This window comes from Pseudomonas sp. SDO5215_S409, assembly GCF_054071325.1.
This window is the reverse complement of sequence record NZ_JBSVWN010000022.1, coordinates 12,972-35,599: the sequence shown is the minus strand read 5'-3', so window position 1 is coordinate 35,599 and position 22,628 is coordinate 12,972. Positions and strand designations below refer to the sequence as shown.

Below are 22,628 nucleotides of genomic sequence, written 5' to 3'. Positions count from 1 at the left end.
TTCAATACCCCACCCCGATCCACACCGAAGGACGTGAGCCCATGGCCTCGCCGAACAAGCAGCAAAAACGCGCCCAACGGGCCAAGACCAAGGCCAAGCAAAACCGCACTCAACGCGCAGGCGCGCCCAAGCAGGACGCCTTTGAAGGCGACGACACGCGGATCGACCTTGAATCGGTGGACTTGACCGAACTGTTCGTCCAAATGCGCACCGCTGGCGACACCAGCCAGCAAGCCCTGTGCATGGCTTTCCTGTCGCACCCGTTGCTGGCGCTGGTGCTGGAACAGGAAGGCGAAGAGCACGCCACCGACTTTATCGTGGCGGCGCTGCTCGAGTATCGGCAGTGGGTGACCGACACCGAAGATGAAGCGGCGGCGCTGGCATGGATTGAATCGCCGCAATTCCAGGCCGACTACGTCGCCGCCTCCCAGGCCCTCACAGAAAGCCCGTGAGCCCATCGCGGGCAAGCCCGCCCCCACAGTGGGAGCGGGCCTGCGCCGTCAGTTGAGCACCGCCGCCCCGATTTTCTGGGCCTTGCGGCGGCTCGACACCACCAGCCCCGCCACGATCACCAGAATGCTCAGGATCCCGGTGGCGATGATTTCCACGCGGTGCGCTTCCTGGAACAGCATGATGGTCAGCGTGCCGACGATGAACACCATCACCGCATAGGTCAGGCCCGGGAACAGCCACATCTTGAAGGCGATCTTCTCGCCCGCCGCCGTGCGTTTCTGGCGCATGCGCAGTTGCGACACCGCAATCACCAGGTACACCAGCAAGGCAATGGCGCCGGAGCTGGCCAGCAGGAATTCAAACACCGCCGCCGGGGCCACGTAGTTGGCAAACACCGCCAGGAAGGCCGCGCCCGTGGACAGCATCACCGCCCAATGCGGCGTGCCGCTTTTGTTGATGCGCTTGGCCACGGCCGGAGCATCGCCACGACGGCCCAGAGAGAACAGCATGCGCGAGGCGGTGTACAGCGCCGAGTTCAGGCAACTGGTCACCGCCACCAACACCACCACGTCGACGATCATCTTGGCATTGGGGATGCCCATGCGTTCCAGCACGGTCTGGTAGGAACCCACCGCCGCCAGCATCGGGTCATTCCACGGCACCAGCGACACCACGATAAAGATCGACACCAGGTAGAACAGGCCGATCCGCCAGATCACCGAGTTGGTGGCCTTGGAAATCTGCTGGCCCGGGTTTTTCGATTCGGCGGCCGCGATGGTCACAATCTCGGTGCCCATGAAGGAAAACATGGTGGTCAGGATCGCCGCCAGCACCGCGCCCATACCGTTCGGCAAAAAGCCCTGGGTGTCGAACAGGTGCGACACACCGCTGACCTGGCTGCCCGGCAGCAGGCCGAAGATCGCCAGCAAGCCCAGGATCACGAACCCGACGATCGCCACCACCTTGATCAACGCGAACCAGAACTCGAACTCGCCGTAGTTCTTCACACTGAACAGGTTGGTCGCGGTCAGCAACAGGGTGATGAACAGGGTAAACACCCAGATCGCAACGCTCGGGAACCACGCATTGAGGATGGTCGCGGCGGCGTTGGCCTCCAGCGGAATCACCAGCACCCAGAACCACCAGTACAGCCAGCCGATGGTGAAACCGGCCCAGTGACCGATCGCCCGGTCGGCATAAGTAGAAAACGAACCGGTATCCGGCGAGGCCACCGCCATTTCGGCCAGCATGCGCATCACCAGCACCACCAGCGTACCGGCGGCGGCGTAAGCCAGCAGTACGGCAGGCCCGGCAGCGGCGATCGCGTGGCCGGAGCCCACAAACAGACCGGCACCGATAACGCCGGCAATCGACAACATGGTGACGTGACGCGGTTTGAGCCCCTGTTCGAGCTCATTGGAGCTTTGCGTACTACTCATTGACACACCTTTGCGAGGATTTGCGAAAACGGTCCGCCCGGCCTGCAGTCTTTCTCGTGAAAAGAATCCAACGGGGCGTTCTTTATTATTGACGCAAAAATTGCGCCAAAATGTTGCAAGGCCTTTTCCGACGCGGCCTACAGAGAAGGCTGACTGTTATCGCAAGTCATTGAGAACAATGGCATTCCGCTATAGCGTTACCGTGCGACCCACCGCAAAGACGAATTAGCGCACCAGAAACACACAAAAAAGCGCGTGACGCACCATTAGAGTGCTGATAAGCACCGTTTGCCCGTTTAACCCTTCCAACCCCCGGCCAAAGGTGGCACCATCGCGCCCTTTTTTACGCGACACCTGCGCCCTTTCGGGTTCAAACGGCTGTTCGGTTGTTGATGGCGCGACACGCCGCTGTACCGATGCGACACCCTGTCATACACCGACTGTTTAGCGTCGGGCGCGTGGTTGGCTGTCATCCGAACGCTATGCTAGCTTGGCGCCTCGCCAGGAAGGCAGCCCAATAAGCAGGACTGCACAGAGCACAATGAGGACCGCACATGGCCCAGGCCACGCCCGCGCTTGAAATCCGCAACTTGCATAAACGCTATGGTGAGCTGGAGGTGCTCAAAGGCATCTCGCTGACCGCCCGCGACGGCGATGTGATCTCGATCCTGGGTTCCTCGGGTTCCGGCAAGTCCACCTTCCTGCGGTGCATCAACCTGCTGGAAAACCCCCATCAGGGCCAGATCCTGGTGGCGGGCGAAGAGCTCAAGCTCAAGGCCGCCAAAAACGGCGAGCTGATGGCCGCCGACGGCAAGCAGATCAACCGCCTGCGCAGCGAAATCGGTTTTGTGTTTCAAAACTTTAACCTGTGGCCGCACATGAGCATCCTCGACAACATCATCGAGGCCCCCCGCCGCGTGCTCGGCCAGAGCAAGGCCGAAGCCACCGAAGTGGCCGAAGCCCTGCTGGCCAAGGTCGGCATCGCCGACAAGCGCCACGCCTACCCCGCGCAATTGTCCGGCGGCCAACAACAGCGGGCCGCCATCGCGCGCACCCTGGCCATGCAACCCAAGGTCATCCTGTTTGACGAGCCCACCTCGGCCCTTGACCCGGAAATGGTCCAGGAAGTACTTAATGTGATCCGCGCACTGGCCGAAGAAGGCCGCACCATGCTGCTGGTCACCCACGAAATGGGCTTTGCCCGTCAGGTGTCCAGCGAAGTGGTTTTCCTGCACCAGGGCCTGGTCGAAGAGCAAGGATCGCCACAGCAGGTGTTTGAAAACCCGCTTTCGGCGCGCTGCAAACAATTCATGTCCAGCAACCGCTAACGGAGCAACCCGCATGCGCAACTATAAGAAAGTCCTTCTGGCAGCTGCCGCCTCCCTGGCCTTCAGCGCCACGGCCATGGCTGAAACCCTGACCATGGGGATCGAAGCGGCCTACCCGCCCTTCAACAATAAAGACGCCAGCGGCAACGTGGTCGGCTTTGACAAGGACATCGGCGACGCCCTGTGCGCCAAGATGAAAGTGGACTGCAAGGTGTACGTCTCCGACTGGGACGGCATCATCCCGGCCCTCACCGCCAAGAAGTTCGACTTCCTGATCTCCTCGATGTCGATCACCGACGAGCGCAAGCAAGCGGTGGACTTCACCGACCCGTACTACTCCAACAAACTGCAGTTCATCGCACCCAAGGCCACCGCCGACTTCAAGACCGACAAGGCCTACCTCAAGGGCAAGATCATCGGCGCCCAGCGTGCGACCCTGGCCGGCACCTACCTGGAAGACGAGCTGGGCAGCGACATCACCATCAAGCTCTACGACACCCAGGAAAACGCCTACCTGGACCTGCTCGCCGGCCGCCTGGACGCGATCCTCGCCGACAAATACGTGCAGTACGAATGGCTCAAGAGCGCCGACGGCTCCAAATACGAGTTCAAGGGCGAGCCTGTCGTAGACAGCGACAAGATCGGCATCGCCGTGCGTAAAGGCGACCCGATTCGCGAGAAACTCAACGTGGCCCTCAAAGAAATCAAGGCCGACGGCACCTACAAGAAGATCAACGACAAGTACTTCCCTTTCAGCATCGAATGATCCTGAACCGCCTGGCCTGCGCGCTCGCCTGAGCGCGCAGGCCTCAAGCTTTGCCTGGCGATATGACTAAACCATGACTCTCGACCTCTACGGATTCGGCCCGGCGCTCGCCGCGGGCGCGCTGATGACCGTCAAGCTCGCCCTCTGCGCCCTGTGCCTGGGCCTGGTGCTCGGCCTTGCGGGCGCATTGGCCAAGACTTCCCCCTACAAGCCGCTGCAATGGCTTGGCGGCACGTATTCGACCCTGGTTCGCGGGATTCCGGAACTGCTGTGGGTGCTCCTGATTTATTTCGGCACGGTCAACCTGATGCGTGTCGTGGGCGAGTTTTTCGGCAACCCCGACCTCTCCCTCAACGCCTTTGCCGCGGGCGTCATTGCCTTGGGCCTGTGCTTTGGCGCCTATGCCACGGAAGTGTTTCGCGGCGCGATCCTGGCCATTCCCAAAGGCCACCGTGAAGCGGGCGTGGCACTGGGCTTGTCCAAAGTGCGTATCTTCACCCGGCTGATCATGCCGCAGATGTGGCGCATCGCCCTGCCGGGCCTGGGCAACCTGTTCATGATCTTGATGAAGGACACCGCACTGGTGTCGGTGATCGGCCTGGAAGAAATCATGCGTCACGCCCAGAACGGCGTGAACGTCAGCAAGCAGCCGTTCACCTTTTACATGGTGGCTGCGTTCATGTACCTGGGCCTCACCGTGCTGTCGATGATCGGCATGTACTTCCTGGAAAAACGTGCCGCCCGCGGCTTTGCGAGGGGCGTGTAATGAACTGGGAAGTGATCATCAAATGGCTGCCCAAACTGGCCCAGGGCGCCACGCTCACCCTGGAGCTGGTGGCCATCGCCGTCATTGCCGGCCTGTTGCTGGCGATTCCGCTGGGCATCGCGCGCTCATCGCGCCTGTGGTACGTGCGCACCCTGCCTTATTGCTACATCTTTTTCTTTCGGGGCACGCCGCTGCTGGTGCAGTTGTTTCTGGTCTATTACGGCCTGGCGCAATTCGATGCCGTACGCGAAAGCACGCTGTGGCCGTACCTGCGCGACCCGTTCTGGTGTGCCACCGCCACCATGACCCTGCACACCGCCGCCTACATCGCCGAGATCCTGCGCGGCGCGATTCAAGCCATCCCGCCCGGTGAAATCGAAGCGGCGCGGGCGCTGGGCATGTCCAAGCCCAAGGCGCTGTTCTATATCATCCTGCCGCGTGCGGCGCGCATCGGCCTGCCGGCCTACAGCAACGAAGTGATCCTGATGCTCAAGGCCAGCGCCCTGGCCAGTACGGTGACGCTGCTGGAACTGACCGGCATGGCCCGCACGATCATCGCCCGCACCTACCTGCCGGTAGAGATCTTCTTCGCCGCCGGGCTGTTCTACCTGTTGATGTCGTTTGTGCTGGTGCGTGCGTTCAAGTTGCTCGAACGCTGGCTGCGCGTCGATGCCTGCCAGGGGCGCTGACTACGCCGAACGCTTCCAGGCACTGGACGCGTTCCTCACCGAGCACCAGGGGCTGTGGCGACCACGGCCCTTTACCCACCGGCAATTACCCTGGGAAACCCAGCACCCCGAGCTTGCCCGATGGCTGCGCCAGCGCTCGCTGGCCCAGGCCGAAGCCAGCCACAACCAGCCCCACGCCCTGCAAGCGCCCGCGCCTTTTCCACAGCTGGCCGCGCACGCCATCGCGCTCAGTGCTGTGGATAAGTTACCGGCACACCCATTGCCCCCGCCGCGCCATCGCCTGAACGTCGACGTGCCCGGGCGCAAATGGCAGCAGATCGAAGCGTTCGGCAGCGCCCTGCACTTTGCCCGGCCGCCCCAGCACTGGCTGGACTGGTGCGCGGGCAAAGGCCACCTCGGCCGCCGCCTGCTGCAAGCCGGCCAACACCTCACCTGCCTGGAACACGACCCGGCGCTGATCGCCGCAGGCCAGGCCTTGAGCGATCACCACGGGTTGGCCGTCACCCATCGCCTGCAAGACGTGATGGCCGATGTGCCCCTGCGCGCCGACCACACCCCCGTGGCCCTGCACGCCTGCGGCGACCTGCACGTACGCCTGCTGCAACTCGCCGCGGCCACCGGCTGCACTCAACTGGCGGTGGCGCCGTGCTGTTACAACCGCATCAACGCCGAGCGTTATCAAGCGTTGTCTGGCGCCGCCCGGGCCTCGGCGCTGCAATTGTCGGTGGACGACCTCGGGTTGCCGCTGAGCGAAACCGTCACCGCTGGCGCCCGCGTGCGCCAGCAGCGGGACACCTCCATGGCCCGGCGGCTGGGGTTCGATGTGCTGCAACGGCAACTGCGCCACTGCGACGAGTACCTGCCCACGCCGTCACTGCCCGCCCACTGGCTGCACAAACCCTTCGCCGACTATTGCCGCGAACTGGCCGCGCTCAAGGGTTTATCCACAGGCGAACAGCCGTGGGCGGCGCTGGAAACCCAGGGCTGGCAGCGCCTGGCCGAAGTGCGAAACCTGGAACTGGTGCGTGGGCTGTTTCGGCGCCCGCTGGAGATGTGGCTGGTGCTGGACCGTGCACTCTTTTTGCGGGAACACGGCTACACCGTGCGCGTCGGCACCTTTTGCGACACGCCGCTGACGCCGCGCAACCTGATGGTGCTCGCCGAGCGCGAATAAAGGGCATTTTGCCGCCCCGCCGCCCTGTGGATAACTCTGTTGATGAAAGATTGGTGTAGCCCGCGCCCGCAAGCACTACAGGCCAAAAGCCGTGCTGATCATTTTTTGTTCAGCGCATAAAGTGCACGCAAAACAGGCAGTTGCGGCGTGATGAGAACGGCTCCACAAAATGACCGTTTAGTGACCTGCGCGTCCAACCGATTGTGAATAAGCCCTCGCCACTGGCGGCATAACGGACCCTTCAAGTGAGCATGCGCGAGTCCAGCAGCAGGTGGCTCAACTCGCGCACATCGTCACACGCCATGCTGCGCGCTTCGTTGTCCAGCGGGTCGCTGCTGGAGGCCAGGGACTCGCTGATGACCGGGTCGCTGTGCACCATTTCCAGCAAGTTGGAACCCAGGCGTTTCTCGAACACCCGGGCCATGTCCAGGCTGAAGCCAGAGGTTTCGTCCAACTGGTTGATGACGTGATGACATCGGGGGGCGGTTTCCCGCGCCAGGTACGGCGCCAGCAACTGCTCCATCTGCGCCAATGTGCCCAGCGAAGCGGCGTCGGTGCGAGCGATCACCAGCACCACGTCCGCCACGTTCAGCGCCTGGTGCAGGTAGGGGTTGTTGCCCGCCGGGGTGTCGATGATCACCGTGTGCCGCGGGCTCAGGTCCAGCCCCGCCAGGTGCCTGGCCAGCCACTGCGGCTCCTGTTTGAGCCAGCGTTGCAGGCTTTCCTGTTGTTGCAGGTCGGTGTCGCCAAAGGGGATCACCTGGCACCCGCCGAAGCCGGTGTGCAGGATCGCGTCCCACGCCTGGTTGCGCAGGCTGGTGCGGCCGATGCCGGGCGAGTCGGCGCCCAGGCCGAAGTGATTGTGCAGGGCGTTTTGCGGGTCCAGGTCCACCGCCACCACCGGCTGGCCCAGGCGTTGCAAACCGCTGCTCAGGGCGGTGACCAACGTACTGCGGCCGACCCCGCCATTGACCGACACCAACACCACCACATTGGCGCGGGTGGCCGGTGCATCCGCCACATCCCTGGCAAACAGATCAAACAGCTCATCAGCGTGACTCATTACCTGCACTCCCCTCACGACGCAGCTTAAAGACGTGAAAGATCAGCTGTACGGCTGCTTACCGCAGGTCTTTTTGTGGGCGCCCTTGTCTGCGCATCATGTGGGAGCGGGGCGAAAGTGTCATTATTTTGATGTTTACCTACAGATACTTTTAGACAGGCGGTATTTAGTCAATTTACTGACTAACACTTATCGGGTCGTAAGGCGTCTGCAGATCCCGCTCCGGAATCTCCCAGATCAACAGCTTGGGCGGTGTTTGTTTAAACGCCGGGCTGTCGAAATACGCCTTGGCCGCGCCGGAAAATTCGCCGCCGTTCTTGCTGAAGTTACCGATCGGCGCGTTCAGGGCTTTTTGCAAAAAGCCGACAAAGTTCGAGTTGCGCGAAAACGAGGTGCCGATCAGCGCGACGGTGGGCAGGCCCGCATCGCCAAACAGATCATTCGGGTCGCTGGTCGCCGGGCCCTGCTCATGGGCACTGCTGGCCGCGACCGACTCGCCCACCGGCTGCCAACGGGCCGGTAACCAGTCAAGGCCCGCCAGGCGCACCAGGTCACCCGGGCGCGGCGCGAGCGGCGCGTGGGTCAACCCGAACGCCTGTTGGGGCGTGGCTGTGAGGCCGCGCTGGGCAATGCGCTGCGCCAACGCTTGCGCGCCCGCCTGCGCACCCGGCTCGCTCCAGTGCGTGTCGGTGCGCAGGAACGCCTGCGGGCCAAGCGGTTGCAGGGTGTCGGTGAGGTCCAGCACCTGGACACCGGCCGCCTGCAACGGCCCGCTCCATTGCGCGATACGCCCATCCAGCACCCCCGGGCGGTACACACCGCAGCGCTCGGCGGCGGCGATGCGGGACTTGTCCGGCACCACCAGCACTTGCAGGTCGATGCCTTTTTTGGCGAGCTGCTGTTGCACCTCGATCACCGCCTGGGCTTTGGTGCGCGCGTTGTCTTGTGCATGCCGGTTCAGCGTCAACTCGTCGGCCAGAAACAACCAGCCCGGGCACCCCTGGCGCACGCGCGGGCCGGTGTCGCCAAACACCAGCCAGCTGGCGCCGCGCTCAAGGTTGGCCGCCTGGATCGCCATCGGCGCCTTGGCCAGCTCTTTGGCAAAACGGTGGGTCACTTCGCCGTGCAGCAGCATGCCGCGATCGACGGTTTGCGGCACAACACTCACCGGGCCAACGATCATCAGCCAGGCGCAGGACAACAGCCCCGCAGCCAGGAAAGGCACCAGCACCCACCCCGCCAAGGGGCTGGTGCGAAGGGCCAGTTCAGTCGGGGGCGTCGGCGCGGTAGGAGCAGGCATCGTCGGGCTCTCTTAAAACTGAAAGTACAGAAACGGCACCGCGTCGCGGCTGGCAATCAGCGCGAACGACAGCACAAACCCCACCACCGGCCACAGCGCGGCGCCCAGCACAAACCAGGGCCGAGTGCCCAGGCTGCGCTCAACGCGAACCTGCCAGAGCGGCGCGACAATGCACACCAGCCCCAGCAGCGCCGCCATGCCGTGGGCCGGGCGCAAGGCCACGGCCAACGCATCGCCCAGGGCCAGGCCGTGCAGGCCGAATTGGCCGGCGTACATCGTCAGCGCCGAATGGAAGTCCGGCGCCCGAAACAGCGTCCACGCCAGGCACACGAACAACAGCGTCAACCCATGCGCCAACAGCGGCGGGATACCCGGCAGGCTTGAGCGCGACCAGGCCCGGTCCACACACAACGCAATGCCGTGCGCCGCCCCCCACAGCAGGTAGTTCCAGCTGTCGCCGCCGTGCCACAAGCCCGCGATGGCCATGGTCAAGAACAGGTTGCGATAGGTGCGCCACACGCCGTCACGGTTGCCGCCCAGGGCGATGTAAAGGTAGTCGCGCAACCAGCTGGACAACGACAAGTGCCAGCGCCGCCAGAAGTCCTGGATGCTGCTGGCAAGGTACGGCCGGTTGAAGTTTTCCGGGAAGTGAAAGCCCAGCATCAGGCCCAGGCCGATGGCCATGGCGCTGTAGCCGGCAAAGTCGAAAAACAGTTGCAGCGAATACGCCAGGCAGCCGAGCCAGGCATCGATAAAGCTTGGGTTGTCCAGGTGGAAGGCGATGTCGACCAGCGGCGACAGGGTGTCGGCCACCAGCACTTTCATGGCCATGCCGATCATGAAGCGCCGGGCGCCCAAGGCAAAATGGGTCGCGTTGAAATAACGCTGCTCGAGCTCGCGGCGCACCCAGTCATAACGAATGATGGGCCCGGCAATCGAGTGGCCGAACATCGAGATGTAGGTGGCGTAGTGGATAAAACTGCGCTCCACCGGCACGGTGTGGCGGTGCACGTCCACCAGGTAAGAGATGGCCTGCAACACGATGAACGACAGCCCCGCAGGCAACGCCACGCGCTGCCACTCCAGCGGCATCGCGCCGTACCAGGTGAACACCTCGCTCACGGTGCCCGCAACGATGTTGGCGTACTTGTACCAACACAGCACACCGGTGTTGAACACGATCAGCGCGGCCAGCAGCCGCACCCGGCCCTTGCCGTCCTCACGGGACCGGTCCACCAGCAGCCCGCCGACCCACGCCACCACGGTCAACACCATGTGCAGGCTCAGAAACAGCGGGCTCAGCCAGCCATAGAACAGCCAGCTGCCCACCAGCAGGATCACGTTGCGCCAGCCCGGGCGGGCCAGTGCGTAAATCAGCAGGAAGGCCGGCAAAAACAGCGTGAGAAATTCCAGCGAGGCAAAGACCATGGTCGTCAGTTAGCCAGTGTGTCAGCGGCAAACACCAGCCGCGAGCCGCTGGCCGACGGCAGCGCCAGCACGCTGTAGCGCTCGCCCGCCTTGAGGCTGAGGTTCAACGGTTGACCCACCGGCGCGCTGGCGCAGGTGAGCTGCACCGACAGTGCTACCGGGTTGATCATGCGCCGCTGCACCGCGCCGACCGCGACCTGTTTGAACAGCTCGGCCTTTTGCGCCACGGCCACCAGGGTGGCGTCGGTGCACGCGGCGTCGGCGTTCACAAAGGCCAGCGACGCCTTGAGGGCGTTGAAGTCATCCGGCTGCTCATGGATCACCACTTGGCGCAGACCGGCCTTGGCCTCAGGCACCGCCACCACCGTGACGAATTCGCCCGGGGCGACGGCAACCGACAGGTCCACACTGTGACCGCCCTGGCTCAACACGCCCTTTACCGGCGCACTGCCGCCCGACACCGGCAGGTAGTCGGACACGCGCGTGTCGCCCGCCAGCACCAGGCTGGCCTTGGAGCCGTCGGCCACCAGTTTCAGCTCGCCGTCAGTGCCGTTGGCAAAGCGCAAAAAGGCCGAGTCTTTTTCCGGCCCGGTGGGGTACAGCGGGATGTCGGCGCTGAACGCACTGACGCTGACCAGCAAGGCCGCCAGGCCCGACGCGATGCGCATCATCACTGGGCTCCCTTCACGGCGCTGGCAGGCAATACCGACAACGCGCCGCCAATGGCCTTGGCCCACTTCTGGTAGCCGTCGATGGTGAAGTGCTGGCCGTCGGTGGTGACCCACTCGCCCGGCTTGGAGAACGTCAGCGAGTCCACGTACGTGCACGGCGCCACGTTGGTGGCCAGGAACTGCGACATCAGCTTGGTGCGCGCGTCATCCTTTTTGTACAGCGTGCCGACCTTGCCCCAGGCCGGGCCCACCCACACGCATTTGGTGCCGGTTTCGCTGATGGCCTTGGTCAGTGAGGTCACGCTTTTCCAGGCCCAGACTTTCGGGAACTGCGGGTCGGGGTAGGAGGCCATGGTGTCGCCAATGATGACCACCACCAGGTCGGGTTTGTCCTTGGCAATCAGGTCCTTGACCGGCGTGGTGCTCATGCCGTTCTTGCCGAACACCTGGTCTTTGCCGCCGGGCAGCACTTGGGCGCCGCAATCGACTTTTTTCGGCACGATCCAGTCGGCCGCACCGGCGCCGCACGCGCCGATGGAATGAACCTTGGCGCCTTGCGCCGTGAGGTTGGCCTGCAACGGGTCCAGCAGGTGATCGGGAAAGCTCATGTGGCTTTCGCCCAGCACCAGCAAGGTCAGGCCGGCAATCGCAGAAACAGGCATGGAGAACTCCTATCAATCAATTCGAATATGGGGAACGGTAAGGGCTGACCGGCAAGGGCATGGGCCCGCTCAGGTCTTCAAACAGGTAGCGCAGGTAGGCGTTGCCGACGTACTGGCGATAGTCCTGGGCGTTGTCCACACCCACTTCGCCGCCCAGGTAAAAGCGCGAGCTCAGGCGGTATTCGGCGGCGGCGTTAAAGCTGTAGCCGATCCCGGTCTTGCTGCTGCCGTCGTACTTGTTGACGCCCGTCAGGCCAGCGGCTTGCTGGAGCGCCGCGTCACGCGGGAAATAATCGGCGCTGTCCTGGGCAATGTGCTGCACGCCCACCGAGCCGTTGACCGCATAGCTGAAGCGGTCGAAACTCTGCGCCCAGCGCACCGGCACGCTCAGGGCAAAGAAGCGCTGCGGGCTGAAGTAGCCGCCGTTGCCCAGGGTGTAGAAGCTCTGGTTGTCCTTGTAGTGCATGGCCAGGGCACTGACCCCCAGGGTGAGGGTGTCGGTGGAGGTGTTGCGCAAGTACCAGTACACGCCGCCGCCCAGCTCGGCCCGCGAGTTTTCATCGACGTTATGACCGACCAGTTGCGCCGCCGAAGCGAAGCCATAGGCGCCGATGCTCTGGTCGTCGTAGTTGAGCTCGCCGCGCACGCCGTTGGCGGTGACGCCGCCCCATTTGCCGCCGCCTTCGCGCTTGTCTTCAGAGCCTGCAAAGGAGGTCACGCTGTCGGTGACCGGGCGCCGCGAGGCGCTCACGCCGTAGCTCAGGTTGGAGCCTTGCGCCACCGGCCGGTTCACGCTCACGCCGCCCACGGCGGTGGTGTAAAGAAAGCCCACCGGGCTTGTGCCGATGTCGGCCTTGAGGCCCGAGTCGGGGGCTTCCACGGCCACCGAGAAGCCCACGCCGCTGTCTTTCTGGGTGGTGGCCGGGGCTAACGAACCGCCGCCGAACCGGGACAGGGAATTGGCTTTGACCTCCCCCGAACGCACGCTCACCGGCGTCACGCGCAGCGCCACGTTGCTGTCGCCCACCGGCAACCGCGCCTCGAAGGGTGTGTCCACCTGGGTGATTCTGCTCAGGCCGCTTTCGCCGTTATTGCTGCGCACGTTCAAGCCTTGTGCCAACGAACCGGTGTGCCCGCGCAGGATGCCGTCAAGGGCGCGCTGCGCCGGGCTCACCGCTGCGTCGTCGAGTGCGGCGATGCGGGTGGGCGGCACGAACGGGTTGCTCAAGTCGTTCTGTACCGCGCGCGCCGAAGGGCTGGAAATGCTGTCTGGCATCACGTTGGCCGGCACATCCACAGGCGGCGGAACCGCGCCGCCTTCGGCCGCCAGCTCAGTGATCTGGCGGCGCTGGCCCGGCAGGCCGACGAAGGGGTTGAACGCCACGCCCTGTGCGTCGGCCATGGCTGAACGCGCCTGGGCTTTTTGACCGTTTTCAATCGCCAATGCCCGGCGCAGCAACTCGGCCGCCTCGGCGTTTTTGCCCAGGCCCCGGTAGACGCCCGCCGCCGAGGTCAACACCTCGGGGTTGGTGGGCGCCAGGGTCAACGCCTTGTCACTGGCCGATTGCGCCAGGCCACGGTCGCCGCTTTTCAGGGCGATGTCCGCCAGGCCCAGTTGCAACTGGGGATTGTTGGGGTTTTGCTGGACCAGCGGGGTGTACAGCGTCATCGCCTTTTTGGCGTTGCCGCTGTCGGCATACATGCGCGCCAGGGCGCCGATGGCCAGGGCGTCATTGGGACGCTGGGCCAGGGCGGGCGAGAGCATGTCGTAGGCCGCCACCAGGTCGTTTTTCTCGCGCAGGGCATCGGCCTGTTTGACCCGGTATTGGTAGATCAGGTCTTCATAGCGCTGGCGCGAGGTTTCATTCAGCGTCTGGCCCTGCAAGTCGCGCAGGATGTCCCCGGCGTCGGTGTAGCGGTTGGCTTTGAGCAACACGCCCGCGTACAACAGGCGCTGGTCGACACTCGGGCGCGGGTTTTTCTGCAACGCGTCCTGCATCAGCTGCAAGCCTTCGTCGGTCGCGCCGATGTCCACATACGCCGACGCCAGCACCGCCAGGCGCTCAGGCTTTTGCCCGGTCATGGCATTGCTGCGCGCCAGCAAAATGAGCGCTTCGGAACGCTGGCCACGGCGGGCGGTTTCCACGGCGATTTCGATCTGGCGGTGCAGCGCGATATCGGTCGCCAGTGCGTTCATGTCCGGGGTGCGTTGCGCCGCCGGGATGCGCGCCAGGGTTTCTTCGGCGCGCTTCCACTCGCCCAGTTCGGTGGACAACAACGTGCTGGTATACAGCGCGTCGGGCTGGTTGGGCTGGGCGCTGAGCAGGCCGTCGATCAACGCGCGGGCGTTGCGGATCTGCCCGTCGCGCAGGTAGATGCGCGCCAGGGCAAACCGGGTCCAGGGGTTTTCCGGGTCGGCGTCGATGGCTTGCCGGTAGGCGGCTTGTGCGGCTTTGAGGTCGCCGCGTTGCTCGGCCAGCTTGCCCATCTGGTTGGCGCGCAGGGCGTTGATCTTCAAGCCAGCGCCCAGCTTGGCCTGTTCGGCCGGGGGCACCGAGTCGATGACTTTCAAGGCCTCTTCGGCCTTGCCCGCTTGCGCCAGCACGCTGATCAAACCGCTCAGGGCCTCGGGGTCACCGGGGCGGCGCGCCAGCACTTTGCGGTAGCTCTCCTGGGCGGCGTCGAGCTGATTGTCTTGTGCCTGGAAACCGGCCAGCGCCACCGCCCCCGCCGGTTGCCCGGGGTTCAGGCGCTCGGCCTGGGCCACCAGGTCACGGGCTTGGCTGGCGCGGCCGTCACGCTTGGCTTCACGGGCCTGGTTGAGCAGGTTCCAGTAACGCACGTCCTGAGGGCCGTTTGCCAAGACGCGCCACCGGGCAGGCGGGTGGCCTGGGACAGGTAGTTTTCGGCTTCGCTGAAGCGTTGCTGTTGTTGACGCAGCACGCCCATGCCGCCCAGTGCGTCGACGTCATCGGGCTTGTCGGCCAGGCGCGCGGCCAACAGCGGTTCGGCGGTTTTCAGGTCGCCCGCGTCCAGTGACTTGAAGGCCTTGGCGGTCTGCGGGTCGCGCTGCCATTGGGCGCCGCCCTTGCTTTGGGCCACGCCCTTGTCCAGCAGGGCGCGGATCTCAGTGTCGTCCGGGTGAGCGGCCAGAAACTGCTGGAACAGCGGCACCTGGTCTTTGGTGGGCGCGCCCAGCCAGATCAACGCAAAGCGCCAGCCTTCATCGGCGGCGCCGCCCACATCGTTGTTGGCGGTGAGGCGCGCCATGGCCTTGATGCCTTCAACGCGGGTGCCCGGGTTACGGGCCAGGTGCCGGGCCAGAAACAGCTGGGCAATGCCGTCGTCCGGGCGCTCACGGGTCAGCCGTTGCAGCCCGGCGATGCCTTCGGCCACGCCGTCGGGCGTAAACGCCAGGGTGTTGTAGTACTCGCGGGCGATCAGGCCCTGGGGCTCACGGCCCTGGAAAATCTGGCGGTACAGGGCCATGGCCTGGACCCGCTCGTCCTGCGGTTCACCGAACTCGCGGGCCTGCTCGAGCAACTTGGCATTGGCGGGCGTGTTGACGAGGATGTCCTGCTCCAGCTGCAACGCCTGGCGCGGCACCGGCGACAACGCCTTGAGGCGGGCCAGGTATTTTTGCGCCTCCTCGGGGCGCTGTTTTTGCACCTGGATCAGGCCGATGCCGTACAGGGCGTCCGGCTGTTCGGGGCTCAGGCCCAGCAGTTTCTGCCAGGTTTCCAGGGCCCGCTCGGGGTTTTTCTTGGACTGCCAGTAATAACCCTGCTCGATCAGCAAGGCTTGCGGGTCGCTGGAGGCGGCCAGGCTGGCGTTGCACGCCAGGGTGGCCAGAACCGCGAGGGCTAGCGTGTGACGGCGCATGCTGTCTCCCAGAATAATGTGACGGTGCCGTCTTGTCTGAAGCGGTACTTTTGGTCGGCGAAGCCCTGGCCAAACAGGCTGAGCATGTAGTCGTAATACACCGGCTGAGCCGTGTCCGGCGCCCCGGCTGCCATGGCTTTGCCCAGGGCGTCATCGAGTTTTTGCTGCTGCAACTGCGCCAGCGCCGTTTCACCCAGGGCCTGGAAAAACACCAGGGTCGAGGCCGAAAACCCCAGCGGCGAGTAGTCGTGGTTGGGCTCTATCTGTGCGCTCAGCACATGGATTTTTTCCGGTGGCAACCCGTTGGCCGCAGCGGCGGTCGCGCGGGACATGCCGCTCAACGCCTTGAGCATCGGCGCGGCCAGCGGGTCGCCCTGGGCGGTCATGCCCGCCCACAGGTAGGTGCGGATCGCGTCGTAGCTGCCCAGGTCATCGGAATACGGGTCCACCACAAACACGCCGCTGTCGGGGCCCGTGGCGCGGTAACCCACCCAGTTGGCCGCGAGGCCACGGGGGTTGATGTGCGGGTCGGCGAGCATGCTGGCATTGCTGTCGGCCACCTCGCTCCAGCCGCCGTGGGGGCGCTCTGCGTGGAAGCGGCGCAGTTGCGCCAACACCTGGTAGCTGGGGTTGAAACGCCACAGGCCGCCTGGAAACGCAAAACCCACCGGCCCCGGCAACAACATCTTGCCCAGGCCCGGCACGCGCACGATCAGGTCTTTTTCGACGTTGGCCAGTACCCGCTGCGCATCGGCGCGGTATTGCGGCACGTGCCACGCGCGCGCCGCTTCCAGCAACGCATAGGCCACCCACAGGTCGGCGTCGGTGGCAGAGTTGGCGTCGAGCACGCCCCACTGGCCGCTCGCGTTTTTGCCCCACAGCCAGGCGGGCAGGCGCTGGTTGATGTCACTGCCGGCCATGTTCGCCTGGGTCCAGCGCCAGAGCTGGTCAAACCGGGCGCGGTCGTTGCCCACCAGCGCAAAAAACATCGCGTAGGACTGGCCCTCGGAGGTGCTGGCGTTGGCGGTTTGGGACGAGTTCAACACGCGCCCGTCAGCCTGTATGAAGCGGGCGGCGTAGTTCTGCCACAACGGCCATTGCGCCGCGCAGGTCTGGGCCTGGGCCGCCCCGGCAAACAGCGCCGCGCCCAAGGCGGCGCTAAGCAGCAGGCGCCTCATGCCAACCGCCGTTTGGCACGCGAACGCAGGGCCACGTACACCAGGCAGCTGAGAATGCCCATGCCCAAAAAGGTGCTCAACAGCAATAAGCCCAGGTGGCGGGACAACTGCCATTGCACGAATTTGAACGCGCCCAGCTCGCCGACGTAATACGGCTGGTCGGCCACCAGCGACTTGATGTGCTTGCCTTGCACCACCGCCAGGCTGCCCTGGATCGAATCCTTGTAGTCGTCCCCGCCGATCAGCGCCTGGGTCGCCGCCTGCAGGCCTTCGGGCTTGCCGCTGGCGATCAGCACCACGCTGCGCCCGGCCTTGAGCGGCGACTGGAAACCGGCGAACCAGGTGCTGGTGCTCAAGCTGCTGAAGCTGATCCTGGCATTGGCCGCGTGTTGATTGGCCGCCGCATCGGGGCTCACCCATTTGTTCAGGTAGTAGGGCAAGTCAGACAGCGTGAACTGCTGCTGTGGCCCTTCGGTGCTGGCGGGCACGTAGGACTGCCATTGTTTGAGCAGCGGCTGGTTGTCCCCGGCCGCGAACACCAGCAGGTCTTTGTCGGCCACCCGCTGCACATCCTCGGCCTGGACCACGGTGAGCGCGGTGGCCGGGTAGCCGGTGGCCTCGCCGAAACGGCCGAGCACGGTGAGGTAGGCGCTCAGTTCATCGGTGCCGAAATGATCAGGCATCACCACCGCCGACTCCGAGAGGTCGGCCAGGCGGGTGAACGGGAAGCCGGCATCGCTGAACACGCCCAGGTTAGGCATGGCGATAAAGTGCCGGTAGCCGCTGATGTCCAGGCTCGAATCCGGGTCGATGTCGCCGCGCATGTTGTCCACGATGATGTCGCGGCATTCGCCTTCCTTGATGTAGTCGTACATGAAGCGCAGTTGCAGCCGGGACCTTGGCAACGCCGAGCTGACCGGCAGCAGCACCGTGGCCTCGCGGGGCAGGGTTTCGTCTTTTTGCATCACCGCCAGCAGGCTTTTGTGGTCGCCCAGGCTGGTGATGGAGGGCAGCGGCAGGCCCTTCATGAACTGGTCGTCCAGGCCCACCAGCAACGACGAATTGCTCGACACCTGCTGCGGCGTGTAGCGGTATTTGAGGTGCAGCGGCACGCCGTCTTCACGCCAGTTGAAGAGGTCTGGCGGCAGGCGCAGGTCGACGTTGATCGCGCCCGGGTTGTAGCCGGACACGTTGAGTTTTTTCAGGTCGGTCAACTCGCCCAGGCGCACCGCACGGTCGCTGGGTACCCAGTTCGGCGCATCGTAGGGGCGGCGCGGGGTGAGGGTGTCAAAGGTGTCGATCACCACGTTGTTGCCCGCCAGCGCCGGGTTGCCCAAAGCCACGGCGGTGGCGGCACGCTTGAGTTCGGCGCCGTCGCGGCCCTGCACGATCAGCAGTTTGCCCCGGGGGTCGTTGGGGTTGGCGACCAGCCTGAGGGTGGGCCCGCTGGCCTGCGGCACTGGCAAGCCGTTGACGCTGGTGGCGTCGGCGCTTTGCACCAGCACGATGGCATTGCCCCGGGCAGGGAGCGTGCCAAAGGTGGCGGGAAAGCTTGCGCCACGGTAGCTGGCCTGCGCGCCAAACCACGACGACAGGGTGGCCGCGGCTTCCAGCGTGGCGTTGTCCGGGGCGCTGGCGAACACAAACGGCAGGTTGAGCAGGCGCGCATCACGCGGGTCGAAAAACGGCAGCGGCAGCAAGGCCAGGTCGTCTTTGAGCTGGATCGGCGACACCTGGATGCTCAGCGCACTGGTGTTGCTGATTTTTGCCCACAGACTGCGGTTGAGCGGGTCTTCGCAGGCCATCGAATAGTGCCCGATGAACTGCAACCGCAAGCGGTTGAATTCGGTGATCAGCTGCGGCGGGATCTGCACCAGCTTTTGCTGGGGGATGCCCGCGCCCTCCTTGGGCAGCGGCAGGCTGGCGGCGACTTCGTCGTTGACCAGCACGTTGATCTGCGACAGGTCTGCCAGCAGCGCGGGCGAGTAGCTGTAGTTGAGCAGCAGTTGCGCGCCCGTTGCCACCTGGTCGGCGCGCACATCAAAGGCGACGCTGTCGGAGGCTTCGGTGCCTTCCAGGTTCATGGTGTCGGTGCGCCCCAGCTGCTTGAGGGTCAGGCTGTAGACATCGGGCGCATCGCCCGCCGCTGCGTGCGAACTCAGGCCCAGCAACGAGGCGATCAGCAACACGAATGCAGCACGCGAAGGGGCGCGCGCGAGAAGGGATGAGGTCATGACTTGTCCATCAACGGATCGAGCGGTTGTGAGGGGGCACGGCGCAAGGCCAGACGCAGTTCATAAAGGGTGGCGCGGCCCAGCGTGAACAGCCCGCCAATGCCGATGCGGGTCACCCCGGCCAGGGCCGACAGCGGCGTGTCGGGCCGACCGGCGCCCCAACTGGCGGCCCAGGTGTCGGCGCGCGAGAACGTCAGGCGTACCAGCTCGCTTTGCTGGCGCAGGCTCAGCGCCTCGAACTGGGCGCCGATCTGCGAGCCCTTGCTGAACGCGACCCGCGCCTGGAACCGCGCGTCCTGGCCATTGCGTGTCAGCACCAGTTCCAGGCGCTCGCCCTTGGCCAGCGTTTGCCCATCGTCCAGCGCCAGGCCAAAGCCGCTTTGGGAGAAGTCCAACGTGGTGCCGCTGAGCACGCGACCGTCGGCGCACGCCACGCGCACCGCCAGCCTGGCGCTCACGCGGGGCTCGGCGCGCACCTGGCGCGCCTCGGACGCCACGGCGACGGCGGCGCTGGTGATCAGCAGGTTGTAGAGGGTCCACATCATGTTGATCGCCACCGTGATGGTGGTGGACTCATCGCCATTGACCAACTGCGCCACACCAAAGCCCATGCCGACCAGATTCACCGCCAACAGCACCAGGTAAGGGCGGGCGAGTTTCCAGTCGAAAAACTGCTTGTCGTTGATGCCGCCCTTGTCGGTCACGTTGAAGCCACCGGCCTTGGGGTTGACCAGTGCCACCAGCACCGGCGGCAGGATGTACCAGGCCAGTACCGTCTCGTAGACCTCGTTCCAGAACGAGTGCCGGAAGCGCCCCTGGATCCGTGAGTTGGTCAGGCTGGAATGCACCAGGTGCGGCAGCACGTAGGCGAGGATCATCAGCGCCGAGGCGTGGAAGATTTGCGCGCCAAACACCAGGTAAGCCAGGGGCGCGGTGAGAAACACCAGGCGCGGCAACCCATAGAAAAAGTGCAGCATGGCGTTGGCGTAGCAAATGCGCTGGCCCAGCTTGAGGCCCCGGCCCAGCAGCGGGTTGTCGGTGCGGAAAATCTGCGCCATGCCCCGCGCCCAGCGGATGCGCTGGTTGATGTGCCGCGACAGGCTTTCGGTGGCAAGCCCGGCCGCCTGCGGGATGGCCAGGTAAGCGGTGTTGTAGCCCAGGCGGTTGAGCTTGAGGGCGGTGTGGGCGTCTTCGGTCACGGTTTCGACGGCCACGCCGCCGATTTCCAGCAGCGGTTTGCGCCGGATCACCGCGCACGAGCCGCAAAAGAACGTGGCGTTCCACAGGTCGTTGCCGTCTTGCACCAGGCCGTAGAACAGCTCGCCTTCGTTGGGCACGGCGCGAAAGGTGTCGAGGTTTTTTTCAAACGGGTCGGGCGAGAAGAAATAGTGCGGCGTTTGCAGCATCGCCAGCATCGGGTCCTTGATGAACCACCCCAGGCTCACCTGCAGGAACGAGCGAGTGGGCACGTGGTCGGCGTCGAACAGCGTGACAAATTCACCGTCGGTGATTTTCAGCGCCTCGTTGAGGTTGCCGGCCTTGGCGTGATGGTTGTTGTCCCGCCGGATGTAGTTGACGCCGATCTTGCGGCAGAAGTCGCGAAAGTCATCGCGGCGGCCGTCGTCGAGCACGTGCACGCGCAGCTTGTCTTTGGGCCAGTCCATCGCCTGGGCGGCGAAGATGGTCAGTTTGACGATGTTGAGCGACTCGTTATAGGTGGGGATGAACACGTCGACGGTGGGCCACTGGGACGGATCGGCGTCCATCCAGACCGGCTGGCGACGCAGCGGCCAGGCGGTTTGCACGTAGCCGAACATCAACACCACCAGGGCGTAGAACTCGGCCATCACCAGGCCGTAGCCAAAGAGCATGTCCACCCAGGTTTCAAAGCCCAGCGTGGCGGTGAGCCGCCAGAAGATGTAGCGCAGCGACGCCACCAGCGACAGCACCACCAGGGTGAGGATGGCCAGCCGCCCGGGGACCTTGCGCAGCACCAGCACCGCCACAAAACAGATGCCGGCGAACAGGCACTGGCTGTCGAGGTCAAGGGGCGCCACCACCACGCTCATGAACAGCAGTGAACCGAGCACGACGGCGCAGAACACCAGGCTGTTGCGCAGCACGGCGGGCCAGCGGTGGAAGCGTTCGAGCGCGGCGTCTAGGCGCCGTTCTGCGCGCCCCGGGACGTGGGGCGTGGTGATGGTCTTGGCGGTCATGAAAGGTCCGAGTCGATGCGTTCAAGCAACGTGCGACACAGGGCCAGCACGTCCTGGCAGCCCTGGCTGTTGACGGTAGGGTCGAGGGGGTCGCGCCCGCCCGCCTGGGCTTCGTGGAACGCGGGCTCACGGTGGACCGTGCCGAGCAGCGACGCGCCCAGGCGGGTCTTGAACACGTCGGCCAAATCCAGGCTGAAGCGGTGGGCGCCGTCCAGTTGGTTGATCACGTAGTAGCAGCGCAGCGGGCGCTCGCGCGACAGGAACGGCGCCAGCAGGCTTTCCATCTGGGCCAGGCTGCCAAACGAGGTGACGTCGGGTTGCACCGCCACCAGCACCACGTCACTCAGGGCCAGCGCCTGGCGCAGGTAGACGCTGTCACCGGCGGGGACGTCGATAACCAGCGTGTCCTGGCCATTGAGGTGCAGGTCGGCCAGGCGTTTGCCCAGCCACTCGGTGTCCTGGCCCAGCCAGCGGTTGAGGCTCTGTTGCTGTTCGCGATCCGTGTCCCCGAAGGCCACCAGGCGGCAACCGGCAAAACCGCGTTCGGCCAGGCCTTCCCAGCGCTCGTGGCGCAGGCTGGCGGCGCCGACGCCGGGTAGGCTCAGCCCCAGGCACAGGTGATGACGCAGGGCGTCTTGCGGGTCCAGGTCCAGCGCCAGCGCCGGGTGGCCCTGGCGTTGCAAGCCGCTGGCGATGGCCGCGGTGAGCAGGCTGCGGCCCACGCCGCCCTTGAGCGACACCAGGGTGATAATGCGCGGCGACGCGCGGTCCGAGTACACCTGCCCGGTGGGGCCTTCGACCAGCTCGGGCGGGTGAACCGGCTCGGTGTCGGCCTGGTTCAAGTCTTCCAGCAGGCGCTGCAAGGGGGCCGACGGCGCTTCGTCCACGGCAACGCTGGCGACCGGCTCGACCACGGGCGGCAACGGCTCGGCCACCACGGGGGTGGGCGCCACCTGCACAGGCTCCGCCACCAGCACGTCATCTTCGAGGTAGTCGTGCACCGACTCCATCTCCAGATAACCACTCGGGTTGGCACCCAGTTTGTTGAACAGCTTTGAAATATCGTCTGACCGACTCACCACAGCTCCCCCCACCCACCCACTCACTCACGCTTTAGAGGCGTTAAAAAGGCCAGCAAGTGGGCTGGCCGTGGCGTCTTATTAGTTATGTAAAACCGCGCGCATTCTGCGATATCAAATTGATAGCGTCATTATTTTGATACTTTGTGATTAATACTTTCCGACAGGCGGCATGGCGCCGTATTTTTGACTTATCTGCCGAAAGGTAGGGGCTCCCGTTAGAACAAGGCGTTACTGCGATTTTGTTGTCCGAACCGACAAAAATCGCGGGCAACGCGCCCACCATCTAAGGGGAACTGA

The 22,628-nt window shown here is 64.7% G+C and carries 16 protein-coding genes and 1 pseudogene; 6 read left to right on the top strand and 11 right to left on the bottom strand.

The window, feature by feature from the left end:
- Positions 1 to 41: 41 nt before the first annotated feature.
- Positions 42 to 452 carry a hypothetical protein gene (locus tag ACW9H9_RS13560; protein ID WP_457343708.1) on the top strand — a complete coding sequence of 137 codons (411 nt, stop codon included), beginning with the start codon at positions 42 to 44 and terminating at the stop codon, positions 450 to 452.
- Between the two features lie 48 nt (positions 453 to 500).
- Here the strand turns inward: ACW9H9_RS13560 and gabP are convergent, their stop codons facing one another.
- On the bottom strand, positions 501 to 1,892 hold the full coding sequence (gabP, locus tag ACW9H9_RS13555; RefSeq protein WP_457343707.1) for a GABA permease: 1,392 nt from the start codon (positions 1,890 to 1,892) through the stop codon (positions 501 to 503).
- A gap of 554 nt (positions 1,893 to 2,446) precedes the next feature.
- Here gabP and ACW9H9_RS13550 point away from each other — a divergent pair.
- The 5 genes from ACW9H9_RS13550 to ACW9H9_RS13530 all read left to right on the top strand — a co-directional run bounded on the left by ACW9H9_RS13550 (position 2,447) and on the right by ACW9H9_RS13530 (position 6,615).
- On the top strand, positions 2,447 to 3,220 hold the full coding sequence (locus ACW9H9_RS13550) for an ABC transporter ATP-binding protein (protein WP_457343706.1): 774 nt from the start codon (positions 2,447 to 2,449) through the stop codon (positions 3,218 to 3,220).
- A 13-nt stretch (positions 3,221 to 3,233) separates the two neighbouring features.
- Positions 3,234 to 3,986 (top strand): transporter substrate-binding domain-containing protein, encoded by a 753-nt coding sequence (locus ACW9H9_RS13545; protein WP_457343705.1) that lies wholly within the window; start codon positions 3,234 to 3,236, stop codon positions 3,984 to 3,986.
- A gap of 73 nt (positions 3,987 to 4,059) precedes the next feature.
- Positions 4,060 to 4,752: an ABC transporter permease gene (locus ACW9H9_RS13540; protein ID WP_457343704.1), complete on the top strand. Its 693-nt coding sequence runs from the start codon at positions 4,060 to 4,062 to the stop codon at positions 4,750 to 4,752.
- A complete protein-coding gene (locus ACW9H9_RS13535) occupies positions 4,752 to 5,441 on the top strand; it encodes an ABC transporter permease (RefSeq protein WP_457343703.1) in 690 nt (229 codons plus the stop codon). Before ACW9H9_RS13540 ends, ACW9H9_RS13535 begins: the two co-directional genes overlap by 1 nt.
- Positions 5,422 to 6,615 (top strand): methyltransferase, encoded by a 1,194-nt coding sequence (locus tag ACW9H9_RS13530; RefSeq protein WP_457343702.1) that lies wholly within the window; start codon positions 5,422 to 5,424, stop codon positions 6,613 to 6,615. Before ACW9H9_RS13535 ends, ACW9H9_RS13530 begins: the two co-directional genes overlap by 20 nt.
- A gap of 241 nt (positions 6,616 to 6,856) precedes the next feature.
- Here ACW9H9_RS13530 and bcsQ (ACW9H9_RS13525) read toward each other — a convergent pair whose 3' ends face one another.
- From bcsQ (ACW9H9_RS13525) to bcsQ (ACW9H9_RS13480), 10 genes and pseudogenes are all read right to left on the bottom strand, one after another.
- Positions 6,857 to 7,678 (bottom strand): cellulose biosynthesis protein BcsQ, encoded by an 822-nt coding sequence (gene bcsQ, locus ACW9H9_RS13525; RefSeq protein ID WP_457343700.1) that lies wholly within the window; start codon positions 7,676 to 7,678, stop codon positions 6,857 to 6,859.
- Between the two features lie 175 nt (positions 7,679 to 7,853).
- The gene (locus tag ACW9H9_RS13520; RefSeq protein WP_457343699.1) at positions 7,854 to 8,978 is read right to left on the bottom strand and encodes an alginate O-acetyltransferase AlgX-related protein; all 1,125 of its coding nucleotides are present in this window, start codon (positions 8,976 to 8,978) and stop codon (positions 7,854 to 7,856) included.
- Between the two features lie 12 nt (positions 8,979 to 8,990).
- Positions 8,991 to 10,406 carry an MBOAT family O-acyltransferase gene (locus tag ACW9H9_RS13515; protein WP_457343698.1) on the bottom strand — a complete coding sequence of 472 codons (1,416 nt, stop codon included), beginning with the start codon at positions 10,404 to 10,406 and terminating at the stop codon, positions 8,991 to 8,993.
- Positions 10,407 to 10,411: 5 nt separating this feature from the next.
- On the bottom strand, positions 10,412 to 11,077 hold the full coding sequence (locus ACW9H9_RS13510; RefSeq protein ID WP_457343697.1) for an alginate O-acetyltransferase AlgF: 666 nt from the start codon (positions 11,075 to 11,077) through the stop codon (positions 10,412 to 10,414).
- Entirely contained in the window at positions 11,077 to 11,739 is a 663-nt protein-coding gene (locus tag ACW9H9_RS13505) for an SGNH/GDSL hydrolase family protein (protein ID WP_457343696.1), read from the bottom strand. Before ACW9H9_RS13505 ends, ACW9H9_RS13510 begins: the two co-directional genes overlap by 1 nt.
- Positions 11,740 to 11,755: 16 nt before the next feature.
- Positions 11,756 to 15,621: pseudogene (locus ACW9H9_RS13500) on the bottom strand (cellulose synthase subunit BcsC-related outer membrane protein).
- Positions 15,603 to 16,799 carry a cellulose synthase complex periplasmic endoglucanase BcsZ gene (gene bcsZ / locus ACW9H9_RS13495; RefSeq protein ID WP_457343695.1) on the bottom strand — a complete coding sequence of 399 codons (1,197 nt, stop codon included), beginning with the start codon at positions 16,797 to 16,799 and terminating at the stop codon, positions 15,603 to 15,605. The pseudogene ACW9H9_RS13500 and the gene bcsZ overlap by 19 nt, the downstream one beginning before the upstream one ends.
- On the bottom strand, positions 16,796 to 19,033 hold the full coding sequence (gene bcsB, locus ACW9H9_RS13490) for a cellulose biosynthesis cyclic di-GMP-binding regulatory protein BcsB (protein ID WP_457343694.1): 2,238 nt from the start codon (positions 19,031 to 19,033) through the stop codon (positions 16,796 to 16,798). The genes bcsZ and bcsB overlap by 4 nt, the downstream gene beginning before the upstream one ends.
- Positions 19,030 to 21,249, bottom strand: a complete 2,220-nt coding sequence (gene bcsA / locus ACW9H9_RS13485) for a UDP-forming cellulose synthase catalytic subunit (protein ID WP_457343693.1) — start codon at positions 21,247 to 21,249, stop codon at positions 19,030 to 19,032. Before bcsA ends, bcsB begins: the two co-directional genes overlap by 4 nt.
- Positions 21,246 to 22,328: a cellulose biosynthesis protein BcsQ gene (gene bcsQ, locus ACW9H9_RS13480; RefSeq protein WP_457343692.1), complete on the bottom strand. Its 1,083-nt coding sequence runs from the start codon at positions 22,326 to 22,328 to the stop codon at positions 21,246 to 21,248. Before bcsQ (ACW9H9_RS13480) ends, bcsA begins: the two co-directional genes overlap by 4 nt.
- Between the last annotated feature and the right edge of the window lie 300 nt (positions 22,329 to 22,628).

Bases quoted from the DNA above. Each gene is read 5' to 3' on its own strand.
- ACW9H9_RS13540 (WP_457343704.1), top strand. From the start codon at position 4,060: ATGACTCTCGACCTCTACGGATTCGGCCCGGCGCTCGCCGCGGGCGCG.
- ACW9H9_RS13530 (WP_457343702.1), top strand. From the start codon at position 5,422: ATGCCTGCCAGGGGCGCTGACTACGCCGAACGCTTCCAGGCACTGGAC.
- ACW9H9_RS13520 (WP_457343699.1), bottom strand. From the start codon at position 8,978: ATGCCTGCTCCTACCGCGCCGACGCCCCCGACTGAACTGGCCCTTCGC.
- bcsZ (WP_457343695.1), bottom strand. From the start codon at position 16,799: ATGAGGCGCCTGCTGCTTAGCGCCGCCTTGGGCGCGGCGCTGTTTGCC.
- ACW9H9_RS13560 (WP_457343708.1), top strand. From the start codon at position 42: ATGGCCTCGCCGAACAAGCAGCAAAAACGCGCCCAACGGGCCAAGACC.
- ACW9H9_RS13510 (WP_457343697.1), bottom strand. From the start codon at position 11,077: ATGATGCGCATCGCGTCGGGCCTGGCGGCCTTGCTGGTCAGCGTCAGT.
- ACW9H9_RS13505 (WP_457343696.1), bottom strand. From the start codon at position 11,739: ATGCCTGTTTCTGCGATTGCCGGCCTGACCTTGCTGGTGCTGGGCGAA.
- ACW9H9_RS13535 (WP_457343703.1), top strand. From the start codon at position 4,752: ATGAACTGGGAAGTGATCATCAAATGGCTGCCCAAACTGGCCCAGGGC.
- bcsA (WP_457343693.1), bottom strand. From the start codon at position 21,249: ATGACCGCCAAGACCATCACCACGCCCCACGTCCCGGGGCGCGCAGAA.
- ACW9H9_RS13515 (WP_457343698.1), bottom strand. From the start codon at position 10,406: ATGGTCTTTGCCTCGCTGGAATTTCTCACGCTGTTTTTGCCGGCCTTC.
- ACW9H9_RS13550 (WP_457343706.1), top strand. From the start codon at position 2,447: ATGGCCCAGGCCACGCCCGCGCTTGAAATCCGCAACTTGCATAAACGC.
- gabP (WP_457343707.1), bottom strand. From the start codon at position 1,892: ATGAGTAGTACGCAAAGCTCCAATGAGCTCGAACAGGGGCTCAAACCG.
- bcsB (WP_457343694.1), bottom strand. From the start codon at position 19,033: ATGACCTCATCCCTTCTCGCGCGCGCCCCTTCGCGTGCTGCATTCGTG.
- ACW9H9_RS13545 (WP_457343705.1), top strand. From the start codon at position 3,234: ATGCGCAACTATAAGAAAGTCCTTCTGGCAGCTGCCGCCTCCCTGGCC.
- bcsQ (WP_457343700.1), bottom strand. From the start codon at position 7,678: ATGAGTCACGCTGATGAGCTGTTTGATCTGTTTGCCAGGGATGTGGCG.